This is a genomic window from Psychrobacillus sp. NPDC096623 (assembly GCF_044762655.1).
Lineage (GTDB): Bacteria > Bacillota > Bacilli > Bacillales_A > Planococcaceae > Psychrobacillus.
Map to the genome: position 1 here is coordinate 590,839 of NZ_JBIWER010000002.1, position 20,282 is coordinate 611,120.

Here is a 20,282-nt window from a genome sequence, read left to right on the forward strand (position 1 = left end):
GTGATCAAATGGCTAAAGTTTTTATTGAATTACAGGAGATTTTAGAGTATAACCCCCGTTTTATCGATACTCGATTTGATTTAACTGATAATACCGCTGGACGAAAATCGTATAATGAGGAGCATTTAGAAGGCGCAATCTACTGGGATTTAGAAGAGGATTTATCCGATATGACCAGTCAAAATGGTCGACATCCGATGATCTCGAAGGAAAAAATGACATGTCTTGTTCAGAAATCTGGTTTAAATGTAGATGACTTTATCGTAATTTACGACCAGGGAGCAGCTCCATTTGCATTGCGCGCATATTTTTTATTGGATTGGGCAGGTTTCACTAATGTATATGTATCCCGTGCTGGATTTGGGGATTTAAAGCGTGCGTTGCCAGTTTCAAAAAGCGAACCTGTCTATACAAAGACGACAACTATACCTAATTGGACCAACCGTAAATTACTTACTATGGATGAAGTGAGACAAGTTGTTGCGGGAATTACAGAGGGCCAATTGATAGATGCGAGATCTAATGTTCGTTTTAAAGGTGAAAGTGAACCTATCGATTCAATCGCGGGTCATATTCCTACTGCTATTAACTTTGACTGGGAGTTGCTTAAAAAAGACGGGAAATTTTTAGAGCAAGAAGAGTTGAAGGGAAAATTGGCAGACTTAGCTCCGAAGGACAAACCGGTTATAGCTTATTGTGGAAGTGGTGTTACAGCCGCACCGTTATATAGCTGTTTAAAAGAAGCTGGTTACGAAAATGTTCAACTATACGTAGGTAGCTATAGTGATTGGATAAGAGAGAATGAAGTTGAAACTGAATAATAGAGCATAAATATTTCATTTGAACCTTTTTTCTAGTATAATAAGTTGTCTTGGGTAAATAACTATAGTATAATAGGCAAATTGTATACGCTGAAATGAGGGCTAATAATGAAAAAATCTATATATGGTCTAACTAGAGATCAATTGATCGAATGGTTAATGGAACATGGCCAAAAGAAATTCCGTGCAGAGCAGGTTTGGGACTGGTTGTACATTAAAAGAGTACAAAGCTTTGCAGAAATGACAAATGTAAACAAAGATTGTCTTCAAATTTTAGAAGATAACTTTGTCATTCAAACATTGAAAGAAAGTGTGAAACAAGAATCAGCAGATGGGACGATCAAATTCCTTTTTGAGATGCAAGATGGAAACTTAATCGAAACAGTGTTAATGCGCTTTAAATATGGACTTTCTGTTTGTGTTACGACACAGGTTGGATGTAATATTGGATGTAGCTTCTGCGCTAGTGGATTACTTAAAAAGAGCCGTGACCTTGACGCGGGTGAAATAGTGGAACAAATTATGAAGGTTCAGTTCCATTTAGACCAAATGCAAAAAGAGGATCGTGTTAGTCACATCGTTGTTATGGGTATCGGAGAGCCGTTTGATAATTACAAAAACCTGATGAATTTCTTACGTACTGTGAATGACCAAAAAGGGCTTGCAATCGGTGCTCGTCATATAACAGTTTCAACTAGTGGTCTTGCAAAAAAAATTATGGATTTTGCAGAAGAGGATATTCAAGTGAATCTTGCCGTTTCATTGCATGCACCAAACGATGAACTACGTTCCAAAATCATGGTTATAAATAAAGCATTCCCGATTGAAAAAGTTATGGCAGCTGTAGATTATTATTTAGAGAAGAAAAACCGTCGTATTACATTCGAATATATTCTTCTCAAAGACGTAAATGACCATGTAGAGGAAGCGCAACAATTAGCAAAACTTCTTGAGAATAAACGTCATCTGTCTTATGTAAACTTAATCCCATACAATCCAGTGGATGAGCATGGACAATATCAACGTAGTAGTGAAAAGTCCATTAGTGCTTTCTTCCAAACATTGAAAAACAAAGGGATCAATTGCGGTGTCCGTATGGAACAAGGTACTGATATCGATGCTGCATGTGGTCAATTGAGAAGTAAGCAAATTAAAAAAGATAAAGAAAAGGTTTCTAACTAACAATCAGATATGAAAAAAAACGCATTTGCCATTGTGAACTGCACCCCAATTGTTAGACACATCTAACAAATGGAGGTGTAGTTTTTTATTTAGGCTCTGTTAAACGAAAAGGCTTATTAATCGTTAATGATTTTGGAAAAAAGGGTTCCCGATATAATTTTCCGCTGGATATTTTTGTTAAAATTAATAAAAGATTATGCAAGTGTTCACTTAAATTAGCGCGGCAGTTTAATTCAATAAGAACATTTAATGATGTAACAAATTTACATCTGAATGGTCTATCAATTATGGCGAATATTGAGGGAGGTAACAATTGAAGAAATTTCTGCTCCGGGTTCAGACAGTGTGCCAAAGTAAATTGGTTTTTGGTTTCTTACATCATTACCTTATAGATATTATGGATTAATCGTATATTACATTTTTACCTTGTTCAGTTAACTTTTTTAAAGATGTAAGCATATGATTTATTTCTTCATCGGTATGTCTTTCCCATGAACTTAATTCAGCTTTTATTTTCAAAGGAGATTTAGACCGATAAGAACGTGTTGGGTTTCCAGGAAATCTCTTGTCAGTTAAGTTCGGATCATTTTCAAAAGAACCTATTGGTTCTACAATATAAATTCTTTCTTTTGAATTAGATCTTGCTAATTCAGCACCCCATTTTGCCGCATCTAGTGTTGCAGTAAAATATATATAGTTAGATTTTTTATCTTGGTAATTTGATAAGTGTTGAGCTTCTAATAAATCTCCAATTTTTAGTTCTGCTTTAGTACCATGAAAAAAAGGACCATTATCTAGGACATCTGGTTTGCTATTCATACTGATACACTCCTTATATGTTTAGATTTGTGCATAACAATAACAGTATAGTATGCGATTTATAAAAAGAGTAGTCTATAAATAACCTGTAAGTAATGGTATAATGTAAGTAGAGAGAATGGTATCGAACGAAAATTACCTATTTTTTACGTTTTAATTAGCAGTCTTTTTTTGTGAAAAATCATACTTAAACTACCTTTGTGCTTTAGTAAAAAATAGACAGGAAAAAAGAGCTTGGATCTCCCGGCTCTTTTTTCTATACAAAATCATCTATTAACTTAAACATTTGAAAGTATACTTGTCCGGTAAACACTGAGTGTACATCAAAATGTCTATCCAAAGCCCTTCAAAATCGATAGGAACAGGTTTTGAGTTTAAAGAATCGGGCCTTTTAGTGCACAGTTTTTCTTATTTACCTAATACTGGATTAAATAATTACTTCCTAGCAGCTGTTTGCATTGTTTTTTTACTTTAGTTGCATTCTCAGATAATTCGTAAATAGTTTGAGATTCACGATTTGTTAAGCCTGCTATGGACATTGTTAATAGCGGAAATTGTTCCTCAACTCCGTGCCTATTTTTTGAAATTATAAAACCCCTCATAATATCATAGGCATAGTAGTAATTTTCAATGGCTTTACTGAACCTTTCAATAATCTCTTCACAAATTTCTTTGCATCTTGCTACATCTATAATTAGGATGAAATCATCTCCACCAATATGGCCGATAAATCCATTGGGAGGACAGATATTTTCTAATATTTTTGCGAGATCCGTTATTACCTTATCTCCTTTTTCAAAACCATATACATCATTATATGGTTTAAAATTATCAATATCCAAATACAGTACAATAAGTTCGTTTTTATCTTCAATACATTTTTGTAGCTGCTGTTCAATAATAATATTCCCGGGTAATTCCGAAAGAGGATTTAAGTGCTTGGCATAGTCAATTTCAAGCTGCATACTTTTTTCTAATAAATCCTTAACGGTGACAATTCCAAAATAATACTCGTCTTTCGTAATAGTGATGAAATCATATAAGTGTAATGGATCCCGTTTCATAGCGATTTTCGCAACGACATCAATAGCCGTCCCAGCATCTACCTTCATAAAATGTCTGCTCATGATTGCCGAAACTGGTTTTTTATTGTATAAACTGAAACCGTACGGGCCACTGAATTTCAGATGCAGTTTGTTCCTTGTAATTACACCTATAAGCTTATTGTTTTCCTTAATACAAAAACCAGGTAAGGAATCGTTGGAATCCATTAATTTACTTACTTTGGAAATCGGCATATCACTCGAAATCATATGAAGAGGGGTAGCGATATGTTCAATCGATGTGTCCGTTAAGCGGTTAGAAATAATATTGTTTTTTCTATTATTTTCTTTCTTAATAATACTGATCAATTCACTTCGAACAGGAAACAACATGGAATTTGGCTTTTGAATATAATAGCCCTGACCAAAGTGTACTCCAATTTCGATAAGTGTTTGTAATTCCTCTATTGTTTCGATACCTTCAGCAATTATATGTATTTGTGAATAATTAGCAAATTCACATAGACTTCGAACGAGTAATTGCTTCGTTCTATCCTTATCTATATTACGGGTTAGTTTCATGTCTAATTTAATAAAGTGAGGGCGCACATCCGTTATAATGTTTAATCCAGAATATCCAGAACCTACATCGTCAATTGCTATTTGATAATATTGTTTTTTATAGTGATCTATCGTATTGATAAAATCTTTTAAATTGTTTATAGCCTCTCGTTCTGTGATTTCAAAAACAATGGAGTCAGAGTCCATCTGAAAAAGAGACAAAAACTCTTTCGTAAATCCTTGTTTAAACTTAGGGTCATTCATAATATTTGGGTTAACATTTAGAAAAAGTTTTCCTTCTGCTTGTAATTCGTAAGCACGCTTCAAAGCGTTGGCTCTACAAACATTTTCAAGCTCCCAAAGCTTACCATTTTTCAGTGCATAATCAAATAAATTCTCAGGATTATGCAATACTGTATTGCTAGGTCCTCGTGTTAATGCTTCATAACCGTATATTTGACCAGTTTGTAAAGAAATAATTGGTTGAAAAACTGTTTCTATCGCTTTTTTATCAATTATATAGCTAAAAAGGTCCTGATAAACATCTTCTAAAATCGCCATCCTGTGCTCCTCCTAAAATTAAGCAATATATCCTACCTTATAGTTTATAACTGACTTGTCACTGAGATATGATTCCTATGTTAAGAAATTGTAATAGTTTCATATTAGCTATTGCAGTTGTTGAATAATTCAAAATGTTATTGACTATTCTCCATTTCCAGTGTAATATTGCTATTACTAAATACTTTAGCGAGTTGAATCGCTGATGTATTGGATGTATAAATGGGGGTTTAAAAAGATGAAAAGTAAAAAGAAAAAATTTGGTATGGTTTTATCTGCTGCTGTATTAATATTAGCTGCATGTGGTGGAGAAAAATCCACTTCAACAAATAATACGGGGTCCGAGGATACAAAAATATTTAAAATAGGGGTTACCCAAATAGTTGAACACCCATCATTGAACGCTGCTTTTGATGGTTTTCAAAAAGCGATTGAGGATGCGGGTCTTGAAGTCGAATATCAAAAAGAAAATGCACAAAATGATAATAATTTAAATACAACAATTGCTAATAATCTAGTAAGCTCAGGGGTAGATTTAATATTTGCCAATTCCACACCTAGTGCACAAGCAGTAGCGGCTCAAACAGAAGATATTCCAATTGTATTTACTTCCGTAACAAATGCTGTTGATGCTGAACTTGTAGATTCAATGGAGAGTCCAGGTGGAAATGTTACCGGTACGGTTGATACACAACCAGACGCAATTCCGAGTACGATCGCTTTTCTAAAGGATGAGCTAGGTGCCAAAAATGTAGGGATGGTCTTCAATTCAGGAGAACAAAATTCTCGTTCACAAGTGGACGCAGTAAAAGAACAAATGGCTGAGGCTGGACTAAATGTAGTGGAAGCTTCGGTTTCTACTTCAGCAGAGGTTAAACAAGCAACAGAGTCATTAATAGGTAAAGTAGACTCACTTTACATCATTACAGATAATACAGTTGTGTCGGCACTGGAATCTGTTGTTGAAGTTGCCAACGAGCACAAGCTTCCTATGATGGTAGGGGAGTTCGATTCAGTAAAACGCGGCGGTCTAGGAGCTTATGGATTTGAGTACTACGATATCGGTTATGAAGCTGGTGAAATGGCAGTGAAAATTCTAAAAGGTGAAAGTACTCCCTCAGAATTACCAGTCCAATATCCACAAAACATAAAATTTGTTTTAAACAAAAATACAGTTGATGCCCTTGGAATTGAAGTAAAAGATGAATGGGAATCAGAATTTGTGGAATAGATAGGAGTTTGATGTATTATGTTTTCAGCAATCTTTGGCTCAGTTGAACAAGGATTTATATATGCAATTATGGCACTCGGCGTTTATTTGACATTCCGAGTGCTAGATTTTCCTGACTTAACTGTAGATGGTAGTTTTGTCACAGGAGCGGGAACTGCAGCAGCCATGATTGTGCTCGGTTATCATCCAGCAATTGCAACAGTAGTTGCTATTTTAGCAGGTTTTTTAGCAGGATGTATGACTGGTCTGTTACACACGAAAGGAAAGATCAACCCGTTACTATCCGGAATATTAATGATGATTGCTTTGTATTCCATCAATTTACGAATAATGGGGTTCACTGTTGAAAATTCTGTTGGACGACCAAATATTCCATTAATGAACTCAGAAACGCTGTTTAGTCAATTTTATGGTTGGTGGGGAAGTTTAGGAATAGATGAAGGAATCAATGGTTTCTTGTCTTCATTAGGAGTTCAATACGTACCTAAGACGTGGGGAACTGTAGTAATAGTAGCTATTTTAATAATTATCATTAAAATGGTTTTTGATTGGTTCCTAAAAACAGAAATTGGTTTGGCAATTAGAGCTACCGGAGATAATAAAAAGATGATTCGTAGCTTTTCTGCCAATACAGACATTCTTGTCATTTTAGGTTTAGGTCTTTCCAATGCACTCGTTGCATTTTCTGGTGCTTTAATAGCGCAGTATACGAAAGCTGCGGATATAGGATTAGGTATTGGGATGATTGTAATCGGTCTTGCTTCCGTTATTATTGGAGAAGCGATTTTCGGTACGAAGACAATTGTTCGAACGACGCTTGCTGTAATTGCAGGAGCTATTATTTACCGTATCGTTTTAGCTTTAGCGCTTCGAGTTGAAATAATGGATCCGGGTGATATGAAGCTTATCACGGCGGTCATTGTAATTATAGCTTTAATTTTACCGCAGTATTTTGAAAAACGTCGTGAAAAAAGCAGGAAAGTAAAACGACATGCTTTACGTGAATCTAAACAATTGATCAAGAGTGAGGAGAGTGAAAACCTTGCTTAAAATAAAAAATATTAACAAGATTTTCAATGAGGGTACTGCAGATGAGAAAATTGCATTAGATCAAATAAATTTGCATTTAAACGTTGGTGATTTTGTTACGGTAATCGGTAGTAATGGTGCTGGTAAATCTACGATGTTAAATATGGTTTCAGGTGCTCTTTCTCCAGACTTCGGACAAATGATAATCGATGGAAATGATGTAACAAAACTACCGGAGTTTAAACGTTCACGTTTTATCGGAAGAGTGTTTCAGGATCCAATGTCCGGTACTGCACCTACGATGACAATTGAGGAAAATCTAGCAATCGCCTACTCTAGAAATAAAAAAAGAAGCCTGAAAGTTGGAGTAGATAAGCAAAGAAAAGAATTCTTCCTTCACTCACTGGAAAGCTTGCATTTAAATCTAGAAAATCGATTAAATGCAAAGGTTGGTTTACTTTCAGGTGGCGAGCGTCAGGCATTATCGCTCTTAATGGCTACATTCACAAAGCCTTCTATACTATTATTAGATGAACATACTGCCGCTCTCGATCCTTCCAGAGCCGAGCTAATAACGAATTTGACGGAAAAGCTTGTCAAAAAAGATAATCTAACGACACTCATGGTCACACATAATATGCAGCAGGCATTAGACTTGGGCAACCGTTTGATTATGATGGATAAAGGGCAAATTATTTTGGAAGTTGGAGAAAAAGAGAAGAAAAATCTAACGATTGAAAATCTAATGGAAGAATTCCAACGCATTCGCGGTGAGAAATTTACAAGTGACCGTACATTATTATCATCCTAACGAAGTAATAGAGTAGCCAAGTGCTGCTCTTTTATTTTGCTGAAAAATCGGATAAGATTTCGTTTCCTCGATTAAATAGGATGCAAACGCAAGTAAAAGAGGATGAAGCGAGAGTAACCTATAATGATCAGCAATTATACTCCTTATGAAAGCAAGTAAATATAACAAAAGCATTGGAGTCTGGACAGGTAATGACTTGTAGAAAGTTTTCCACATGCCATAGTATTATAGTCTCCTAAAGAACATAAAAAGTGGCGAGACGTAACATTTGTTACACCCGCCACTTTACAAATTTCAAATTATGCCATTGCAGCTTCGATATTGCCCCATGGAATTTCCATTGCTTGTGCAAGTCCTTGTCCATAAGCAGGGTCAGCTTTGTAACAGTGAATAATGTGACGAATCTTAATAAATTCTTCTACGCCATCCATGTTACGTGTTGTGTTATCAATAAGAACTTCTTGTTGTTCTGGGCTCATCAATCGGAACAGTTTACCAGGTTGCTCGTAATAATTATCATCATCTTCGCGGAAGTCCCAAATGCCAGCGTCCCCGTGAAGTGGTAAACGTGGTTCTTTATATTCTGGTTGAGCTTTCCATTGACCATAGCTGTTTGGCTCGTAATGAAGAGTTGCACCTTTGTTTCCATCCACACGCATTGCTCCATCTCTATGGAAAGAGTGTACTGGGCATTTTGGTGAGTTTACTGGAATTTGGTGATGGTTAACACCTAAACGATAGCGCTGCGCATCTCCATATGAAAATAAACGACCTTGAAGCATTTTATCTGGAGAGAAGCTTATACCAGGTACAACGTTTGCTGGTGTGAAAGCAGCTTGTTCTACTTCTGCAAAATAGTTTTCAGGGTTACGGTTTAGTTCCCATTCTCCAACTTCGATAAGAGGGAAGTCTTTTTTGTACCAAACTTTCGTTAAGTCAAATGGATTGTACGGCATGTTATTTGCTTGCTCTTCTGTCATAACTTGAATGTACATTTTCCATTTAGGGAAGTTACCTTGCTCGATATTATCGAAAAGGTCACGTTGGTGGCTTTCGCGGTCTACACCAACTACTTCAACTGCTTCTTGGTCCGTTAAGTTTTCAATACCCTGTTGAGAGCGCATATGGAATTTAACCCAAACGCGTTCGTTGTTAGCATTGATCATACTGAATGTGTGACTACCAAATCCGTGCATTGTACGATAAGATTTCGGAATACCTCTATCACTCATTACGATTGTTACTTGGTGAAGTGCTTCTGGTAGGGAAGTCCAGAAATCCCAGTTATTATTAGCACTACGCATATTCGTGCGTGGGTCACGTTTAACTGCATGGTTTAAATCCGGGAAATTAAGTGGGTCACGGAAGAAGAAAACAGGAGTGTTGTTACCAACTAAATCCCAGTTACCTTGCTCTGTGTAGAAACGCATAGAAAATCCTCTGATATCACGTTCTGCATCAGCAGCTCCACGTTCACCAGCTACCGTTGAGAAACGAACGAACATTTCAGTTTCTTTACCGATTTCTGAGAAAAGAGCCGCTGAAGTGTATTGTGTAATATCATGAGTTACAGTAAATTTACCGTAAGCACCTGATCCTTTAGCATGCATACGACGCTCAGGTATTACTTCTCTATCAAAATGAGCAAGCTTTTCTAATAACCACACATCTTGTAATAGTAATGGTCCACGTGGTCCAGCTGATTGCGAGTTTTGATTGTCTACTACTGGTGCACCAGCTGCAGTTGTCAATTTGTTGTTGTTTTGATTTTCTGTCATTCAATTTCCCCCTAGATTAGAATATTTATAATACAATAATGATTATATCAAACGGAAGAATATATTGCCAGATTTGAAGTATGGAGATTTAAAAAACTTTAGTTTATTATAATAAAAAATGTAACATCAAATCGTTATAAACGTTGATGCTACACGGGTTTTCGTCAAATAAGTAATTCAAATAATGTACTGTCCTTGTTTACTTCCTTATAAGAAAAACCATTCTCATTCATGCGTGAAAGAATGCCGGAATAATCGTTTTTATTTTTCAGTTCAATGCCTACAAGAGCAGGACCACTTTCTTTATTATTTTTCTTTGTGTATTCAAAAGTAGTAATATCGTCATCTGGACCAAGAACTTTGTCAAGAAACTGGCGTAAGGCTCCTGCTCTTTGAGGGAACTTTACGATGAAATAATATAGTAATCCTTCATAAATTAGAGACTTTTCTTTAATTTCTTGCATACGACCAATATCATTGTTTCCTCCACTAATAATACAAACTACAGATTTTCCTTTAATCTCTTCTCTAAAAAAGTCCAATGCTGAAACGGAAAGCGCACCAGCAGGTTCTGCAATAATGGCATGTTTATTGTATAAATCTAAAATAGTTGTACATACCTTTCCTTCTGGCACAAGGACGATATCATCTACGTATTTTTTACTTAGTTCATAGGATAGTTTTCCGACACATTTTACGGCTGCGCCATCGACAAATTTATCAATTGAATCTAACATGACAGGCCCTTCGTTTTTAAAAGCAGCTTTCATACTAGCAGCACCCGCAGGCTCCACTCCAATAACTTTAGTGGATGGAGAGACGTTCTTTACATATGTAGAAAGTCCAGATATTAACCCTCCACCCCCGATGCTTCCAAAAAGAAAATCTATTGGCACTTCGATATCATTCATAATTTCCACTGCTACAGTAGCTTGACCAGCAATAATATCAAGATCATCAAAAGGATGTATGAAAATTCTATCCTCTGCTTCTGCGTAAGCTGTTGCACTTTCTGCAGAATCATCAAAAGTATCTCCTGCTAGAATAATTTCTACAAATTCACGTCCAAACATTCTCACTTGATCTATCTTTTGTGAAGGTGTTGTTAGCGGCATGAAAATTTTCGCTATGATTCCCAATTGTGCACATGCGTATGCTACTCCTTGGGCGTGATTGCCTGCGCTTGCACAGACTACACCTTTTTCCTTAGCCTCTTTTTCAATGGTTTTAATCTTATAGTAAGCACCACGTAATTTAAAGGAGCGGACATGTTGTAAATCCTCCCGTTTGAAATAAATAGATGCTCCATATTTTTCAGATAAATACTCGTTTTTTTGTAAGGGAGTATGGTAGACGACATCTTTTAAAAACTGATGTGCAATAAGTACGTTTTCGACCTGAATAGATTTTATATCTGTTAATTGCATAATAGGGACGTACCTCCAATTTTTTTGTAAAAATCATTACTATAGTTTAACACACTACATCACTGAAATGCTAGGTTTAATACCAATAATTCTAAATAGTTTAATAAATTTAAAGATTATTTTGTTCGTATTTAACATTTTGTGTATTAATTAAGCAAATTATATTGACATTAATGTTTGAATCGAACATACTATGTTCATAGTAAACGTTTTTATGAAAAGGAGAATAAGTATGACTCCAGTTTTAAGAAAGAAACGTATCCTTGAAGAGCTTGCTGTAAAGGGAAAAGTGGATATTATAGATTTAGTAAATTTACTTGATGTTTCTGCCATGACAATTCGTCGCGATTTAGATGAACTAGAAAAGCAGAAAAAACTTATAAGAACGCACGGGGGGGCTGCAATACCTGAGACTATTATTGCTGAACAGAGCTACCTGCAAAAAATTTCAGAGGCTCACCCACAAAAAGTAGAAATTGCCGAGATAGCTATAAAATTAGTTAAAGATGGCATGAAAGTATTTCTAGATTCTGGAACAACAAACTTTGAGATTGCCAAACGTTTAAAAGGAAAAGAAAATCTTACTATCGTTACAAATGATATCAAAATTGCTGCGGAATTGATGGACAGTAAAGTTGAAGTCATAATGCTAGGCGGAAAAATACAAAATGGTGTTGGAGCCGTTTTTGGAACTTACGCAGAAAACATGTTAAAAGAAATCCATGTAGATATTTTATTTCTGGGTGCACATGCGGTTCATTCAACCTTAGGTATTACTTCTGCTACATTGGAAAAAGCTTCTATTAAAAGAGAGATGATTAATAGCAGTGAAGTAGTTTATCTAGTAGTAGATGCACTGAAGTTTGGAAAGAAAGCGTTTGCTAAAATTGCAAGTATAGATTCAGTCACCGCTATAATAACTGATCAAACACTTCCAGTAGAAGTGGAAGAAATATACAGTGAAATGACTAGCTTTATAAAGGGTGTGAAAAAATGAAAGTTGGAATTATTGCAGATGATTTAACTGGAGCTAATGCAACTGGAGTGCTACTCTCTAAAAACGGGTTTAATAGTGCTACCGTTGTATTTGGTGGGGAAGTACCAACAATCGGTGGGTTTACCTCCATCAGTGTAGATACAGATAGCAGATACTGTGCACCTAGTGCAGCACAAACAAGGGTTTTAAGTGCATATGAACAGCTTTCAACATGGGGTGCAAGTGTGTTTTGTAAGCGTATCGATAGTACTGTACGTGGAAACCTTGGGGTAGAAACTGACACATTATTAGATGCTTTAGGTGAAAAAAGTGTAGCAGTAGTCGTTACTTCTTATCCGGATTCAGGACGAATTGTATCTGGAGGGTACCTATTGGTAGATGGTGTCCCTGTGGAATCTACAGATGTTGCAAAGGATCCGATGAATCCGATTACAATTTCTCATGTACCAACGATTATGACTGAACAAAGCAAGTATCCAGTTTCTCATATTGGATTAGGAAGAGTTTTAAAAGGGAAAAATAGTATTCATTTAGAGATGATGAAACAAATTGAGGCAGGAAATAGAATTATTATTGTGGACGCTGTGACCAATGAAGAGATAGATCATATAGCTGAATCGATGGCCGCTATTGATGGTGTAGTTTTTGTACCAGTAGATCCAGGTCCATTATCCGCATCATACAGTCGTATGATTGCTCATCAACATGTATTAACGAACAAATTCATCGTGACAGTAGGTAGTATAACTCCATTAACTGGTAGACAGCTAAATTACTTAATTGATAAGAAAAATGCTAATCCAGTGTATGTTAATACGGAGGCGCTAGCTTCAATTACTAATACATGGGACGAAGAAATCGAACGGGCGAGGAAAGAAGCAATTAGTAAACTGGATGACCAAGAAGTTCTGATTATCACTACTTATGCACCTGGCGCAGGGAAATTAAACTTAAATGAAATTGCTGCTAGGGAAGGGGTAACAGAAGAAAAGCTTGCCAAACGCCTGACGGAAGGTTTGGCTCGTGTTACTCATAGTGTTATTGACCAAACAGAGCATACAATAGATGGAATGTTTTCCAGTGGTGGAGATGTGACAGCTGCTTTATGTTCTGTCAGTAATGCGCAAGCTATAGGTTTGCAGGATGAAGTACTGCCTTTAGCGGCGTATGGTCATTTTATAGGAGGGGCCTTTGATGGCATTCCTGTAATAACTAAAGGTGGCATGGTAGGGGATAAATACTCTATCTATAAATGTGTAAGGTTCTTAACAAACAAAAAAGAAGAAGGAAGTGTTTAGGAAATGACTACAGTTAGAGAAATTATTGCGATTCCTATGGGAGATGCGGCCGGTATTGGTCCAGAAATTACTGTTAAATCCTTGGCAAAAGAAGAGCTTTATACAATGTGTAAACCGCTAGTAGTTGGAGATGCGAACATTATTCGTAAAGCAATTGAGGTAACAGAAGTAAATTTAAAGGTTAATGTAGTTACATCGCCTGCTGAAGGTTCTTATGAATTTGGAACAATTGATGTAATCGATTTAGCTAATATCAGTATAGATAATTTTGAGCCTGGACAAGTTTCAGCAGAAAACGGACAAGCCGCATTCGAATTTATCAAACGTTCAGTGGAACTTGCGATGGCTGGTGAAGTTAAAGCAATTGCTACTACACCGATCAACAAAGAATCATTAAAAGCAGCTAATGTTCCATATATCGGTCATACAGAAATGTTAGAGGATTTAGGTGGGGCTCCAGATCCGCTTACAATGTTCCAAGTAAATGGAATGCGTATTTTCTTCTTGACTCGTCATGTGTCGGTAGCAGAAGCAATCACACAAATGACAAAAGAAAGAGTTCGTGATTACTTAAACAGATGTGACAAAGCTTTACAACGTCTAGGCGTTGAAAATCGTAAGCTTGCAGTTGCAGGTTTAAATCCCCATGCAGGTGAAGGCGGGCTATTCGGTATGGAGGAAGTGGAAGAAATTAAGCCAGGTGTTGAGCTTGCGAAAGCAGATGGAATTGATGCATATGGTCCAGTTCCAGCTGATTCAGTTTTCTTCCAAGCATTAAATGGGAAATATGATGCGGTTCTTTCTCTATATCACGATCAAGGTCATATTGCAGCGAAGATGACGGATTTCCACCGTACTATTTCTATTACAAATGGTCTTCCATTCCTACGCACATCAGTTGACCATGGTACAGCATTTGATATTGCTTGGAAAAATATTGCATCTGAAGTGAGTATGTACGAATGTATCAAACTTGCTGCTGAATATGCACCAAAATTTACTCGTGAATCATTGTAAGTATTTTAATAGAAGGAAAGCATAAGGCTTTCCTTCTCCTTTAAATAGAGAAATGGAAGGGGTTACATGGGAATGACTTTAGAAATGCAAATGTTACTGGGTTTAGCAATTGGTATTACAGTTCTAATTTTACTTGTATTAAAAACTAAAATTCATGCATTCTTAGCTTTAATAATTGCTGCATCTATTACTGGATTGATAGGAGGTATGGAACCACTTAAAGTTGTAAACTCCATTACTACTGGTTTTGGTAATACTCTAGCTTCAATTGGTATTGTTGTAGGCTTAGGTGTTATGATGGGACGCATTTTAGAAGTTACTGGAGCAGCAGAAAAACTTGCATATTCTTTAATCCGTTTGGTCGGAAAGAAAAAAGAAGAATGGGCAATGGCTATTGCTGGTTATATCGTTTCGATACCGATTTTTGTAGACTCTGCTTTTGTTATTTTAAATCCATTAGTTAAGTCTTTATCACGTAAGACTGGAAAGTCGGTTGTTACTTTAGGTGTTGCATTAGCTATCGGTTTAGTAGCCACTCACCATGCAGTGCCTCCAACGCCTGGTCCTTTAGGAGTTGCAGGGATCTTTGGTGTTGATATAGGGGAAATGATTTTTTGGGGTCTAATTTTTGCTGTGCCAATTATAATTGTTGGGGTCCTATATGCTAAGTGGCTTGGTAAAAGAATTTATCAAATCCCTGAAGAGAATGGAGAAGGGTTTATTCGTAAAGAACCATCTGAAATGGTGTATAACGACTTTTTAACGGCATCTGCTGATCGTGAAAAAGAACTTCCTTCACTATTTAAATCTTTTTTCCCAATTTTATTACCTATTATATTAATTTTCTTAAACACTACTTTGTCTGCATTAGAGTTCACTGGTGGAGCTTGGGATTATGTATTATTCTTAGGACAACCAATTATTGCCTTGGCTTTAGGGTTAGTGGCAGCTATTTACGGCTTGGCAAATTACATGAAGCGTGAAGAAGCACTAGACAGAATGGAAGAAGGCATGACTACTGCAGGTATTATCTTACTTGTAACAGGTGCTGGTGGAGCTTTAGGTACAGTGTTACGTGAGAGTGGTACTGGTGATTACCTTGCTGAAATAATTGCGGGATTACCCCTTCCAGCAATATTAGTGCCTTTCTTCATCGCATCCATTGTACGTTTAATACAAGGGAGTGGTACAGTTGCAATGATAACAGCTGCTTCCATCTCAGCGCCAATTCTTGCAAATTTAGATGTTAATTTGGCTCTTGCTGCACAAGCAGCTGCGCTAGGTGCAATGTTATTCTCTTATTTTAATGACTCCATGTTCTGGGTCGTTAACCGTATGCTTGGTATTTCTAAATTGAAAGAACAAATTTTAGTTTGGTCAGTACCAACAACATTAGCTTGGTTTACAGCATTAATCATGTTAGTGATTGCTAATACAATTGCTGGTTAATGGTATATAAATTCAATGAAGTTGGGATCGCAATATAGTTTGCGGTCCTATTTCTTTGTGTTTGCAACAGCAAGCTCTTTTTATTATAAAATATTGTGTTTATTATTGAATGGAAATGTCATAAGAAATCATACATTATTTTCTTGACTATCACTGTGAGAAGCGAGAAGAAATAAATGATGAAATCGTGAAATTTCTTCTGACGAATATTTGGCATCTCTATTGGGTTTTTTCCTGAATCTCGGTGTAGAATCATAAAAAGTGCTTTCAGGTAATAGTGTAATTTCGCAGCACAAGCGGATCCACTTAGTGCTATAGTAATCTCTTACTTTAGTGATACATTTTTCTGGGTTGTTAACCGTTCTCTTGGTATTACAAATACGAAAGAACAAATTATGGTGTAGTCAGTTCTAGTAACATTAGCATGAGATGCTTCACTAATAGCTATATTAATTGCAGATATTTTTGTTTAACTAATATGACAGAGGACGTTCATTGCGAGCGTCCTTTTTTTGTCGTTTGAAGAAATATTTTATAGATGGTTTGATTTAAAAGGTGTATAGTGTTTTAGAGTGATTATTAAGTTCGGATGTATTTATTGAAAGGAAGTAGTAGGTTTGAAAAACGTTTTTAAAAAGTCCACAATGCTTCTCTTGTTTTTAATCTTTGTTTGGGGAGCAAGTTGGCCAATATATAAAATAGCTTTACCGTTTACACCACCTATATTGTTTGCTGGTATGAGAGCTACACTTGGAGGTGTTTTTTTAGCAATTATTTTATATAACAAAAGAGATAAGATAAAATGGCGTGAAAATTGGCGCTTTTATAGTATTTCTGCATTATTAAATACAACTTTATTTTTTGGGATTCAAACAGTAGGGTTAAACTTTTTACCTGGTGGATTATTTTCCATTCTAGTTTACTTTCAACCTGTTCTTTTAGGTCTCTTTGCGTGGATTTGGTTAGGAGAATTTATGACCCCCGGAAAGATTATTGGGTTGTTAATAGGGTTTATCGGAATTGCCATTGTAAGCCTGGATGGGTTGACTTTTCATGTATCTGTAATTGGTGTAGTTCTAGGGTTAATGACTGCCATCTTTTGGGCATTAGGTGTGATTTACGTTAAGAAAGTGAGTCAGCAGGTTAATGCATTCTGGATGGTTTCCATGCAATGTATAATAGGTGGATTTGTGTTAATCATATTCGGTGGTATTTTCGAAGACTTTTCTGATATCGTTTGGAATAGTGAATATGTTGGGGCATTAAGTTTTGGTTCCATCCTTGGAATTCCTCTAGCTCAGTTAGTTTATTACAAGCTTATTAGAGAGGGGGAAGCTAGTAAAGTCGGATCCTTTACTTTTATGGTGCCAATTATTGCGGTAATTTTAGGAGCGGTATTCCTTGATGAGCCAGTTACCTATCTACTTGTTCTTGGTCTAATTATGGTTGGATTGAGTATTTTTATAGTAAACTATAGAAGTAAAAAGAAACTTATCGATTATAAGAAGATAAGCTAATAAGAAGGTGAGTATATGAAAAATAAGACCGTCGTTCGTTCACTGGATATTTTAAATTTATTTATTGAACATCATGAACTGACTTTCCAAGAGATAATTGAACTCTCTATGATACCAAAAACTTCTGTCTATCGAATGCTGCTTACATTAGAAGAAATGGGTTTTGTGGAAAAAGGTGCTGATTCCAAATATCGTTTAGGTTTATTGTTTCTAACATATGGTAACCTTGTTGCTTCCAGATTAAATCTAAGACAAATTGCTTATAATATCATGCAAGAATTACATAAAGAACTTAAAGAAGCGATCAATTTAATCATTCGTCAGGGGAATGAAGCGATTTATATTGAAAAAGTGGATGTATACCAAAAAGTTCGTTTATATACTGCAATCGGTAGAAGAAGTCCGCTTTATGCAGGTGCATGTGCTAGGGTTATTCTATCCTACTTACCGGATCAAGAAATAAATGAATACCTTAGTCAAGTGGAGATGGAAAAGATTGCGAGTGGAACAATATCCAGCAAAGAAAAATTATTAAATACTATAAAAGAAACTCGGATAAAGGGATATACCATTAGTCATTCTGAGTTAGAAAATTACACATCAGCAATTGCGGCTCCTATTTTCGATTTTAAAGGAGAGATAATAGGAGGTCTAAGCATTGCCGGCATCGAGGCAAATTACCAGAGTGATAAAATTGATTTTTATGCTGATAAAGTAATAAAAGCTGCAGATGAAATTTCGAAAAAGTTAGGATACAGAAAACCCCTCAATAAAAATTGAAGGGTTTTTTCATTGGTTGAGTTTATAATTTATTGCTTTTTTAATTAGATTGATCTTTTGTTCATTTTGCATCATGGCATTCTCAGCTTCTTCTAGTGTGACCTTTTTAAACTGAATAGTCGATGTCGGTTGAAGTTGTGCTAGTGTTGGCAAATCTGCAGTAATCACTTGACCAATTTTAGGGTAACCTCCAGTAGTTTGTCTGTCAGCCATAAGTATAATAGGCTGACCATTTGGAGGTATTTGTATTGTCCCAAATGTAACTCCTTCAGAAAGAAGCTCAAAGTTTTCCGAAAGTGAGAGGGAGGGTCCTTCTAATCTGTAGCCCATTCGATCTGACTGAACAGATACAGTATAAAGTTTTGTCCATAGATTATTTTGGCTTTCTTGATGGAAACGATCATATTCTGTCCCTTGCATAACTCGAATAACTTGGTGTTTTCCAAATTTTATTAAATCATTGTAATTTATACTCCATTGAGCATTATCATTTCTTTTATTCAGCTCATTGTCCAAACTAATGGCCTTATTAAAAGTTAGAATATCACCTTTTTGTAGTGACCTTCCTTTAAAGCCTCCAATATTAGCACGCAAGTATGTGCTTTTACTTCCCATAACCTCTGCTAGATTAAGTCCACCTGCAAATGAGACATAAGATCTGCTTCCTTTAATGGCTGAATGAAATTTTAAAACAGAATCTTTCGTGACAACAACTGGGCTCCATGAAGGTACCGGGACACCATTGAGAGTAGGAGAGAAGTCCCCACCGGTAATTGCGATTTGCGTATCTGTTTTAAAGTGTAGGGTAGTTCCGTACAATGTGATTTCAAGAGCGGCCTCATTTTCAGCGTTTCCTACTATGATATTACCAAGCCTTAATGAGTAAGTGTCCATTGCTCCACCTACAATCACACCATATCTCTGGGATCCATATCTGCCTAAGTCCTGTACAGTAGTCAACAGACCTGGATGGAGTACTTCTATAGTCATTTTTTTCGCTCCTCATATGCTACGTATTCCTCATGTGTAATGGATACAAAATGTATTTGGTCACCAGCTTGTAAAAGAGTAGGAGGGGACTCCGTTGGTAGAAATAAATCAAATGGTGTCCTACCAATAATCTGCCACCCACCAGGTGTTTCTAAAGAATAAATGCCGGTTTGTTTGCCTGCTATTCCAACAGATCCCCTCGGTATAGATAATCTAGGAGTCTCTCTTCTAGGAGTAGCTATTCTTTCATCCATACCACCCATAAAAGGGAATCCTGGTGCGAAACCAAGCAAATAAACTATGCATTCACTATTTGTATGAATATTTATAACATCTTCGGGGGACATACGATGTAATTCTGCTACATGCGCTAGGTCAGGACCATATTCACCTCCGTAGCAAACTGGAATCTCAACAATTCTTTTCTCAGTATTTTCCTCTTCTGTTATTTGCAATGCTAGTTTTTTAATATGGTTTGCTACTTTATCAAAGGCACCAGTCGATCCAGGATAGGAATTGTGCACTACAAAGGGATTGTAATAGACAGTTATATTGTTATAGGCAGGAACAAGTTCGATAATTCCACCAAATGGTGTTCTCGAAATGATAGCTGATAGACTTTTTACTTTTTTATTTAGTGTTAAACTTATTCCTTCTCCTAATTGGACGATTAAAGCTGAATCCCCTAAAGGTTTTATGTGGAGTTCTAATGGCTGATAGTTCATGAAGTAAGGAACAGCTCCTTTAGTTTCGAATTTCGGTACATAGGTTCTTAGAAATGAATTATATAAATTATTATAATTGTCTAAACATAAATTACAAGCTTTGATAATATATCCTATCAAAATAGATTACTTAAAATAATATCTATTCAGAATAATCGAACTGTGTTAAACTTTTTTTAAGTTTCAAAACTATAGTTCCGTAATTCGGAATTAATTATAGGGAGTAGACCAACTAGGAGGGGATTA

General features: G+C 36.1%; 17 protein-coding genes. 11 read left to right on the forward strand and 6 right to left on the reverse strand.

The features are described from left to right. Positions 1 to 8 precede the first annotated feature (8 nt). Both ACIQX2_RS07675 and rlmN read left to right on the forward strand, forming a co-directional pair. Positions 9 to 821: a sulfurtransferase gene (locus ACIQX2_RS07675; RefSeq protein ID WP_402848162.1), complete on the forward strand. Its 813-nt coding sequence runs from the start codon at positions 9 to 11 to the stop codon at positions 819 to 821. Between the two features lie 108 nt (positions 822 to 929). After that, a complete protein-coding gene (rlmN, locus tag ACIQX2_RS07680) occupies positions 930 to 2,003 on the forward strand; it encodes a dual-specificity RNA methyltransferase RlmN (RefSeq protein WP_402848164.1) in 1,074 nt (357 codons plus the stop codon). Positions 2,004 to 2,405: 402 nt separating this feature from the next. Here the strand turns inward: rlmN and arr are convergent, their stop codons facing one another. Together arr and ACIQX2_RS07690 are read right to left on the reverse strand one after the other, a co-directional pair. Beyond that, positions 2,406 to 2,822 carry an NAD(+)--rifampin ADP-ribosyltransferase gene (gene arr, locus ACIQX2_RS07685; RefSeq protein WP_402848166.1) on the reverse strand — a complete coding sequence of 139 codons (417 nt, stop codon included), beginning with the start codon at positions 2,820 to 2,822 and terminating at the stop codon, positions 2,406 to 2,408. Between the two features lie 416 nt (positions 2,823 to 3,238). Beyond that, positions 3,239 to 4,987, reverse strand: coding sequence for a GGDEF domain-containing protein (locus tag ACIQX2_RS07690; RefSeq protein ID WP_402848168.1), 1,749 nt, complete (start codon positions 4,985 to 4,987; stop codon positions 3,239 to 3,241). A gap of 238 nt (positions 4,988 to 5,225) precedes the next feature. Between ACIQX2_RS07690 and ACIQX2_RS07695 the strand changes: the two genes are divergently transcribed. The 3 genes from ACIQX2_RS07695 to ACIQX2_RS07705 are packed head-to-tail and all read left to right on the forward strand — an operon-like array spanning position 5,226 to position 8,058. Further along, positions 5,226 to 6,218 (forward strand): ABC transporter substrate-binding protein, encoded by a 993-nt coding sequence (locus ACIQX2_RS07695; protein ID WP_402848170.1) that lies wholly within the window; start codon positions 5,226 to 5,228, stop codon positions 6,216 to 6,218. A gap of 18 nt (positions 6,219 to 6,236) precedes the next feature. Continuing rightward, positions 6,237 to 7,268, forward strand: coding sequence for an ABC transporter permease (locus ACIQX2_RS07700; RefSeq protein WP_402848172.1), 1,032 nt, complete (start codon positions 6,237 to 6,239; stop codon positions 7,266 to 7,268). Next, the gene (locus ACIQX2_RS07705; RefSeq protein ID WP_402848174.1) at positions 7,261 to 8,058 is read left to right on the forward strand and encodes an ABC transporter ATP-binding protein; all 798 of its coding nucleotides are present in this window, start codon (positions 7,261 to 7,263) and stop codon (positions 8,056 to 8,058) included. Before ACIQX2_RS07700 ends, ACIQX2_RS07705 begins: the two co-directional genes overlap by 8 nt. Before the next feature lie 299 nt (positions 8,059 to 8,357). Here ACIQX2_RS07705 and ACIQX2_RS07710 read toward each other — a convergent pair whose 3' ends face one another. Both ACIQX2_RS07710 and ilvA read right to left on the reverse strand, forming a co-directional pair. Then, on the reverse strand, positions 8,358 to 9,836 hold the full coding sequence (locus tag ACIQX2_RS07710; RefSeq protein WP_402848176.1) for a catalase: 1,479 nt from the start codon (positions 9,834 to 9,836) through the stop codon (positions 8,358 to 8,360). A 164-nt stretch (positions 9,837 to 10,000) separates the two neighbouring features. Next, positions 10,001 to 11,263, reverse strand: coding sequence for a threonine ammonia-lyase IlvA (gene ilvA / locus ACIQX2_RS07715; RefSeq protein ID WP_402848179.1), 1,263 nt, complete (start codon positions 11,261 to 11,263; stop codon positions 10,001 to 10,003). 232 nt (positions 11,264 to 11,495) lie between these two features. On the opposite strand from ilvA, the gene ACIQX2_RS07720 reads away from it, so the two are divergent. The 6 genes from ACIQX2_RS07720 to ACIQX2_RS07745 all read left to right on the forward strand — a co-directional run bounded on the left by ACIQX2_RS07720 (position 11,496) and on the right by ACIQX2_RS07745 (position 18,321). Then, positions 11,496 to 12,260 (forward strand): DeoR/GlpR family DNA-binding transcription regulator, encoded by a 765-nt coding sequence (locus tag ACIQX2_RS07720; RefSeq protein WP_402848183.1) that lies wholly within the window; start codon positions 11,496 to 11,498, stop codon positions 12,258 to 12,260. Further along, positions 12,257 to 13,558 (forward strand): four-carbon acid sugar kinase family protein, encoded by a 1,302-nt coding sequence (locus ACIQX2_RS07725; RefSeq protein WP_402848185.1) that lies wholly within the window; start codon positions 12,257 to 12,259, stop codon positions 13,556 to 13,558. Before ACIQX2_RS07720 ends, ACIQX2_RS07725 begins: the two co-directional genes overlap by 4 nt. Positions 13,559 to 13,561: 3 nt before the next feature. Beyond that, positions 13,562 to 14,575 (forward strand): 4-hydroxythreonine-4-phosphate dehydrogenase PdxA, encoded by a 1,014-nt coding sequence (pdxA, locus tag ACIQX2_RS07730; protein ID WP_402848187.1) that lies wholly within the window; start codon positions 13,562 to 13,564, stop codon positions 14,573 to 14,575. A gap of 72 nt (positions 14,576 to 14,647) precedes the next feature. Next, entirely contained in the window at positions 14,648 to 16,024 is a 1,377-nt protein-coding gene (locus ACIQX2_RS07735) for a GntP family permease (protein WP_402848189.1), read from the forward strand. 617 nt (positions 16,025 to 16,641) lie between these two features. Further along, a complete protein-coding gene (locus ACIQX2_RS07740; protein WP_402848191.1) occupies positions 16,642 to 17,541 on the forward strand; it encodes a DMT family transporter in 900 nt (299 codons plus the stop codon). A 15-nt stretch (positions 17,542 to 17,556) separates the two neighbouring features. Next, positions 17,557 to 18,321 carry an IclR family transcriptional regulator gene (locus ACIQX2_RS07745; RefSeq protein ID WP_402848193.1) on the forward strand — a complete coding sequence of 255 codons (765 nt, stop codon included), beginning with the start codon at positions 17,557 to 17,559 and terminating at the stop codon, positions 18,319 to 18,321. A gap of 9 nt (positions 18,322 to 18,330) precedes the next feature. Here the strand turns inward: ACIQX2_RS07745 and ACIQX2_RS07750 are convergent, their stop codons facing one another. Continuing rightward, the gene (locus ACIQX2_RS07750) at positions 18,331 to 19,311 is read right to left on the reverse strand and encodes a 5-oxoprolinase subunit C family protein (RefSeq protein ID WP_402848195.1); all 981 of its coding nucleotides are present in this window, start codon (positions 19,309 to 19,311) and stop codon (positions 18,331 to 18,333) included. Continuing rightward, positions 19,308 to 20,036 carry a 5-oxoprolinase subunit PxpB gene (gene pxpB, locus ACIQX2_RS07755; protein ID WP_402848197.1) on the reverse strand — a complete coding sequence of 243 codons (729 nt, stop codon included), beginning with the start codon at positions 20,034 to 20,036 and terminating at the stop codon, positions 19,308 to 19,310. Before pxpB ends, ACIQX2_RS07750 begins: the two co-directional genes overlap by 4 nt. Between the last annotated feature and the right edge of the window lie 246 nt (positions 20,037 to 20,282).

What these genes read in the sequence shown, in the direction of transcription:
- ACIQX2_RS07675 (WP_402848162.1), top strand. Translation starts at nt 9, where the DNA reads ATGGCTAAAGTTTTTATTGAATTACAGGAGATTTTAGAGTATAACCCC.
- rlmN (WP_402848164.1), top strand. Translation starts at nt 930, where the DNA reads ATGAAAAAATCTATATATGGTCTAACTAGAGATCAATTGATCGAATGG.
- arr (WP_402848166.1), bottom strand. Translation starts at nt 2,822, where the DNA reads ATGAATAGCAAACCAGATGTCCTAGATAATGGTCCTTTTTTTCATGGT.
- ACIQX2_RS07690 (WP_402848168.1), bottom strand. Translation starts at nt 4,987, where the DNA reads ATGGCGATTTTAGAAGATGTTTATCAGGACCTTTTTAGCTATATAATT.
- ACIQX2_RS07695 (WP_402848170.1), top strand. Translation starts at nt 5,226, where the DNA reads ATGAAAAGTAAAAAGAAAAAATTTGGTATGGTTTTATCTGCTGCTGTA.
- ACIQX2_RS07700 (WP_402848172.1), top strand. Translation starts at nt 6,237, where the DNA reads ATGTTTTCAGCAATCTTTGGCTCAGTTGAACAAGGATTTATATATGCA.
- ACIQX2_RS07710 (WP_402848176.1), bottom strand. Translation starts at nt 9,836, where the DNA reads ATGACAGAAAATCAAAACAACAACAAATTGACAACTGCAGCTGGTGCA.
- ilvA (WP_402848179.1), bottom strand. Translation starts at nt 11,263, where the DNA reads ATGCAATTAACAGATATAAAATCTATTCAGGTCGAAAACGTACTTATT.
- ACIQX2_RS07720 (WP_402848183.1), top strand. Translation starts at nt 11,496, where the DNA reads ATGACTCCAGTTTTAAGAAAGAAACGTATCCTTGAAGAGCTTGCTGTA.
- ACIQX2_RS07725 (WP_402848185.1), top strand. Translation starts at nt 12,257, where the DNA reads ATGAAAGTTGGAATTATTGCAGATGATTTAACTGGAGCTAATGCAACT.
- pdxA (WP_402848187.1), top strand. Translation starts at nt 13,562, where the DNA reads ATGACTACAGTTAGAGAAATTATTGCGATTCCTATGGGAGATGCGGCC.
- ACIQX2_RS07735 (WP_402848189.1), top strand. Translation starts at nt 14,648, where the DNA reads ATGACTTTAGAAATGCAAATGTTACTGGGTTTAGCAATTGGTATTACA.
- ACIQX2_RS07745 (WP_402848193.1), top strand. Translation starts at nt 17,557, where the DNA reads ATGAAAAATAAGACCGTCGTTCGTTCACTGGATATTTTAAATTTATTT.
- ACIQX2_RS07750 (WP_402848195.1), bottom strand. Translation starts at nt 19,311, where the DNA reads ATGACTATAGAAGTACTCCATCCAGGTCTGTTGACTACTGTACAGGAC.
- pxpB (WP_402848197.1), bottom strand. Translation starts at nt 20,036, where the DNA reads ATGAACTATCAGCCATTAGAACTCCACATAAAACCTTTAGGGGATTCA.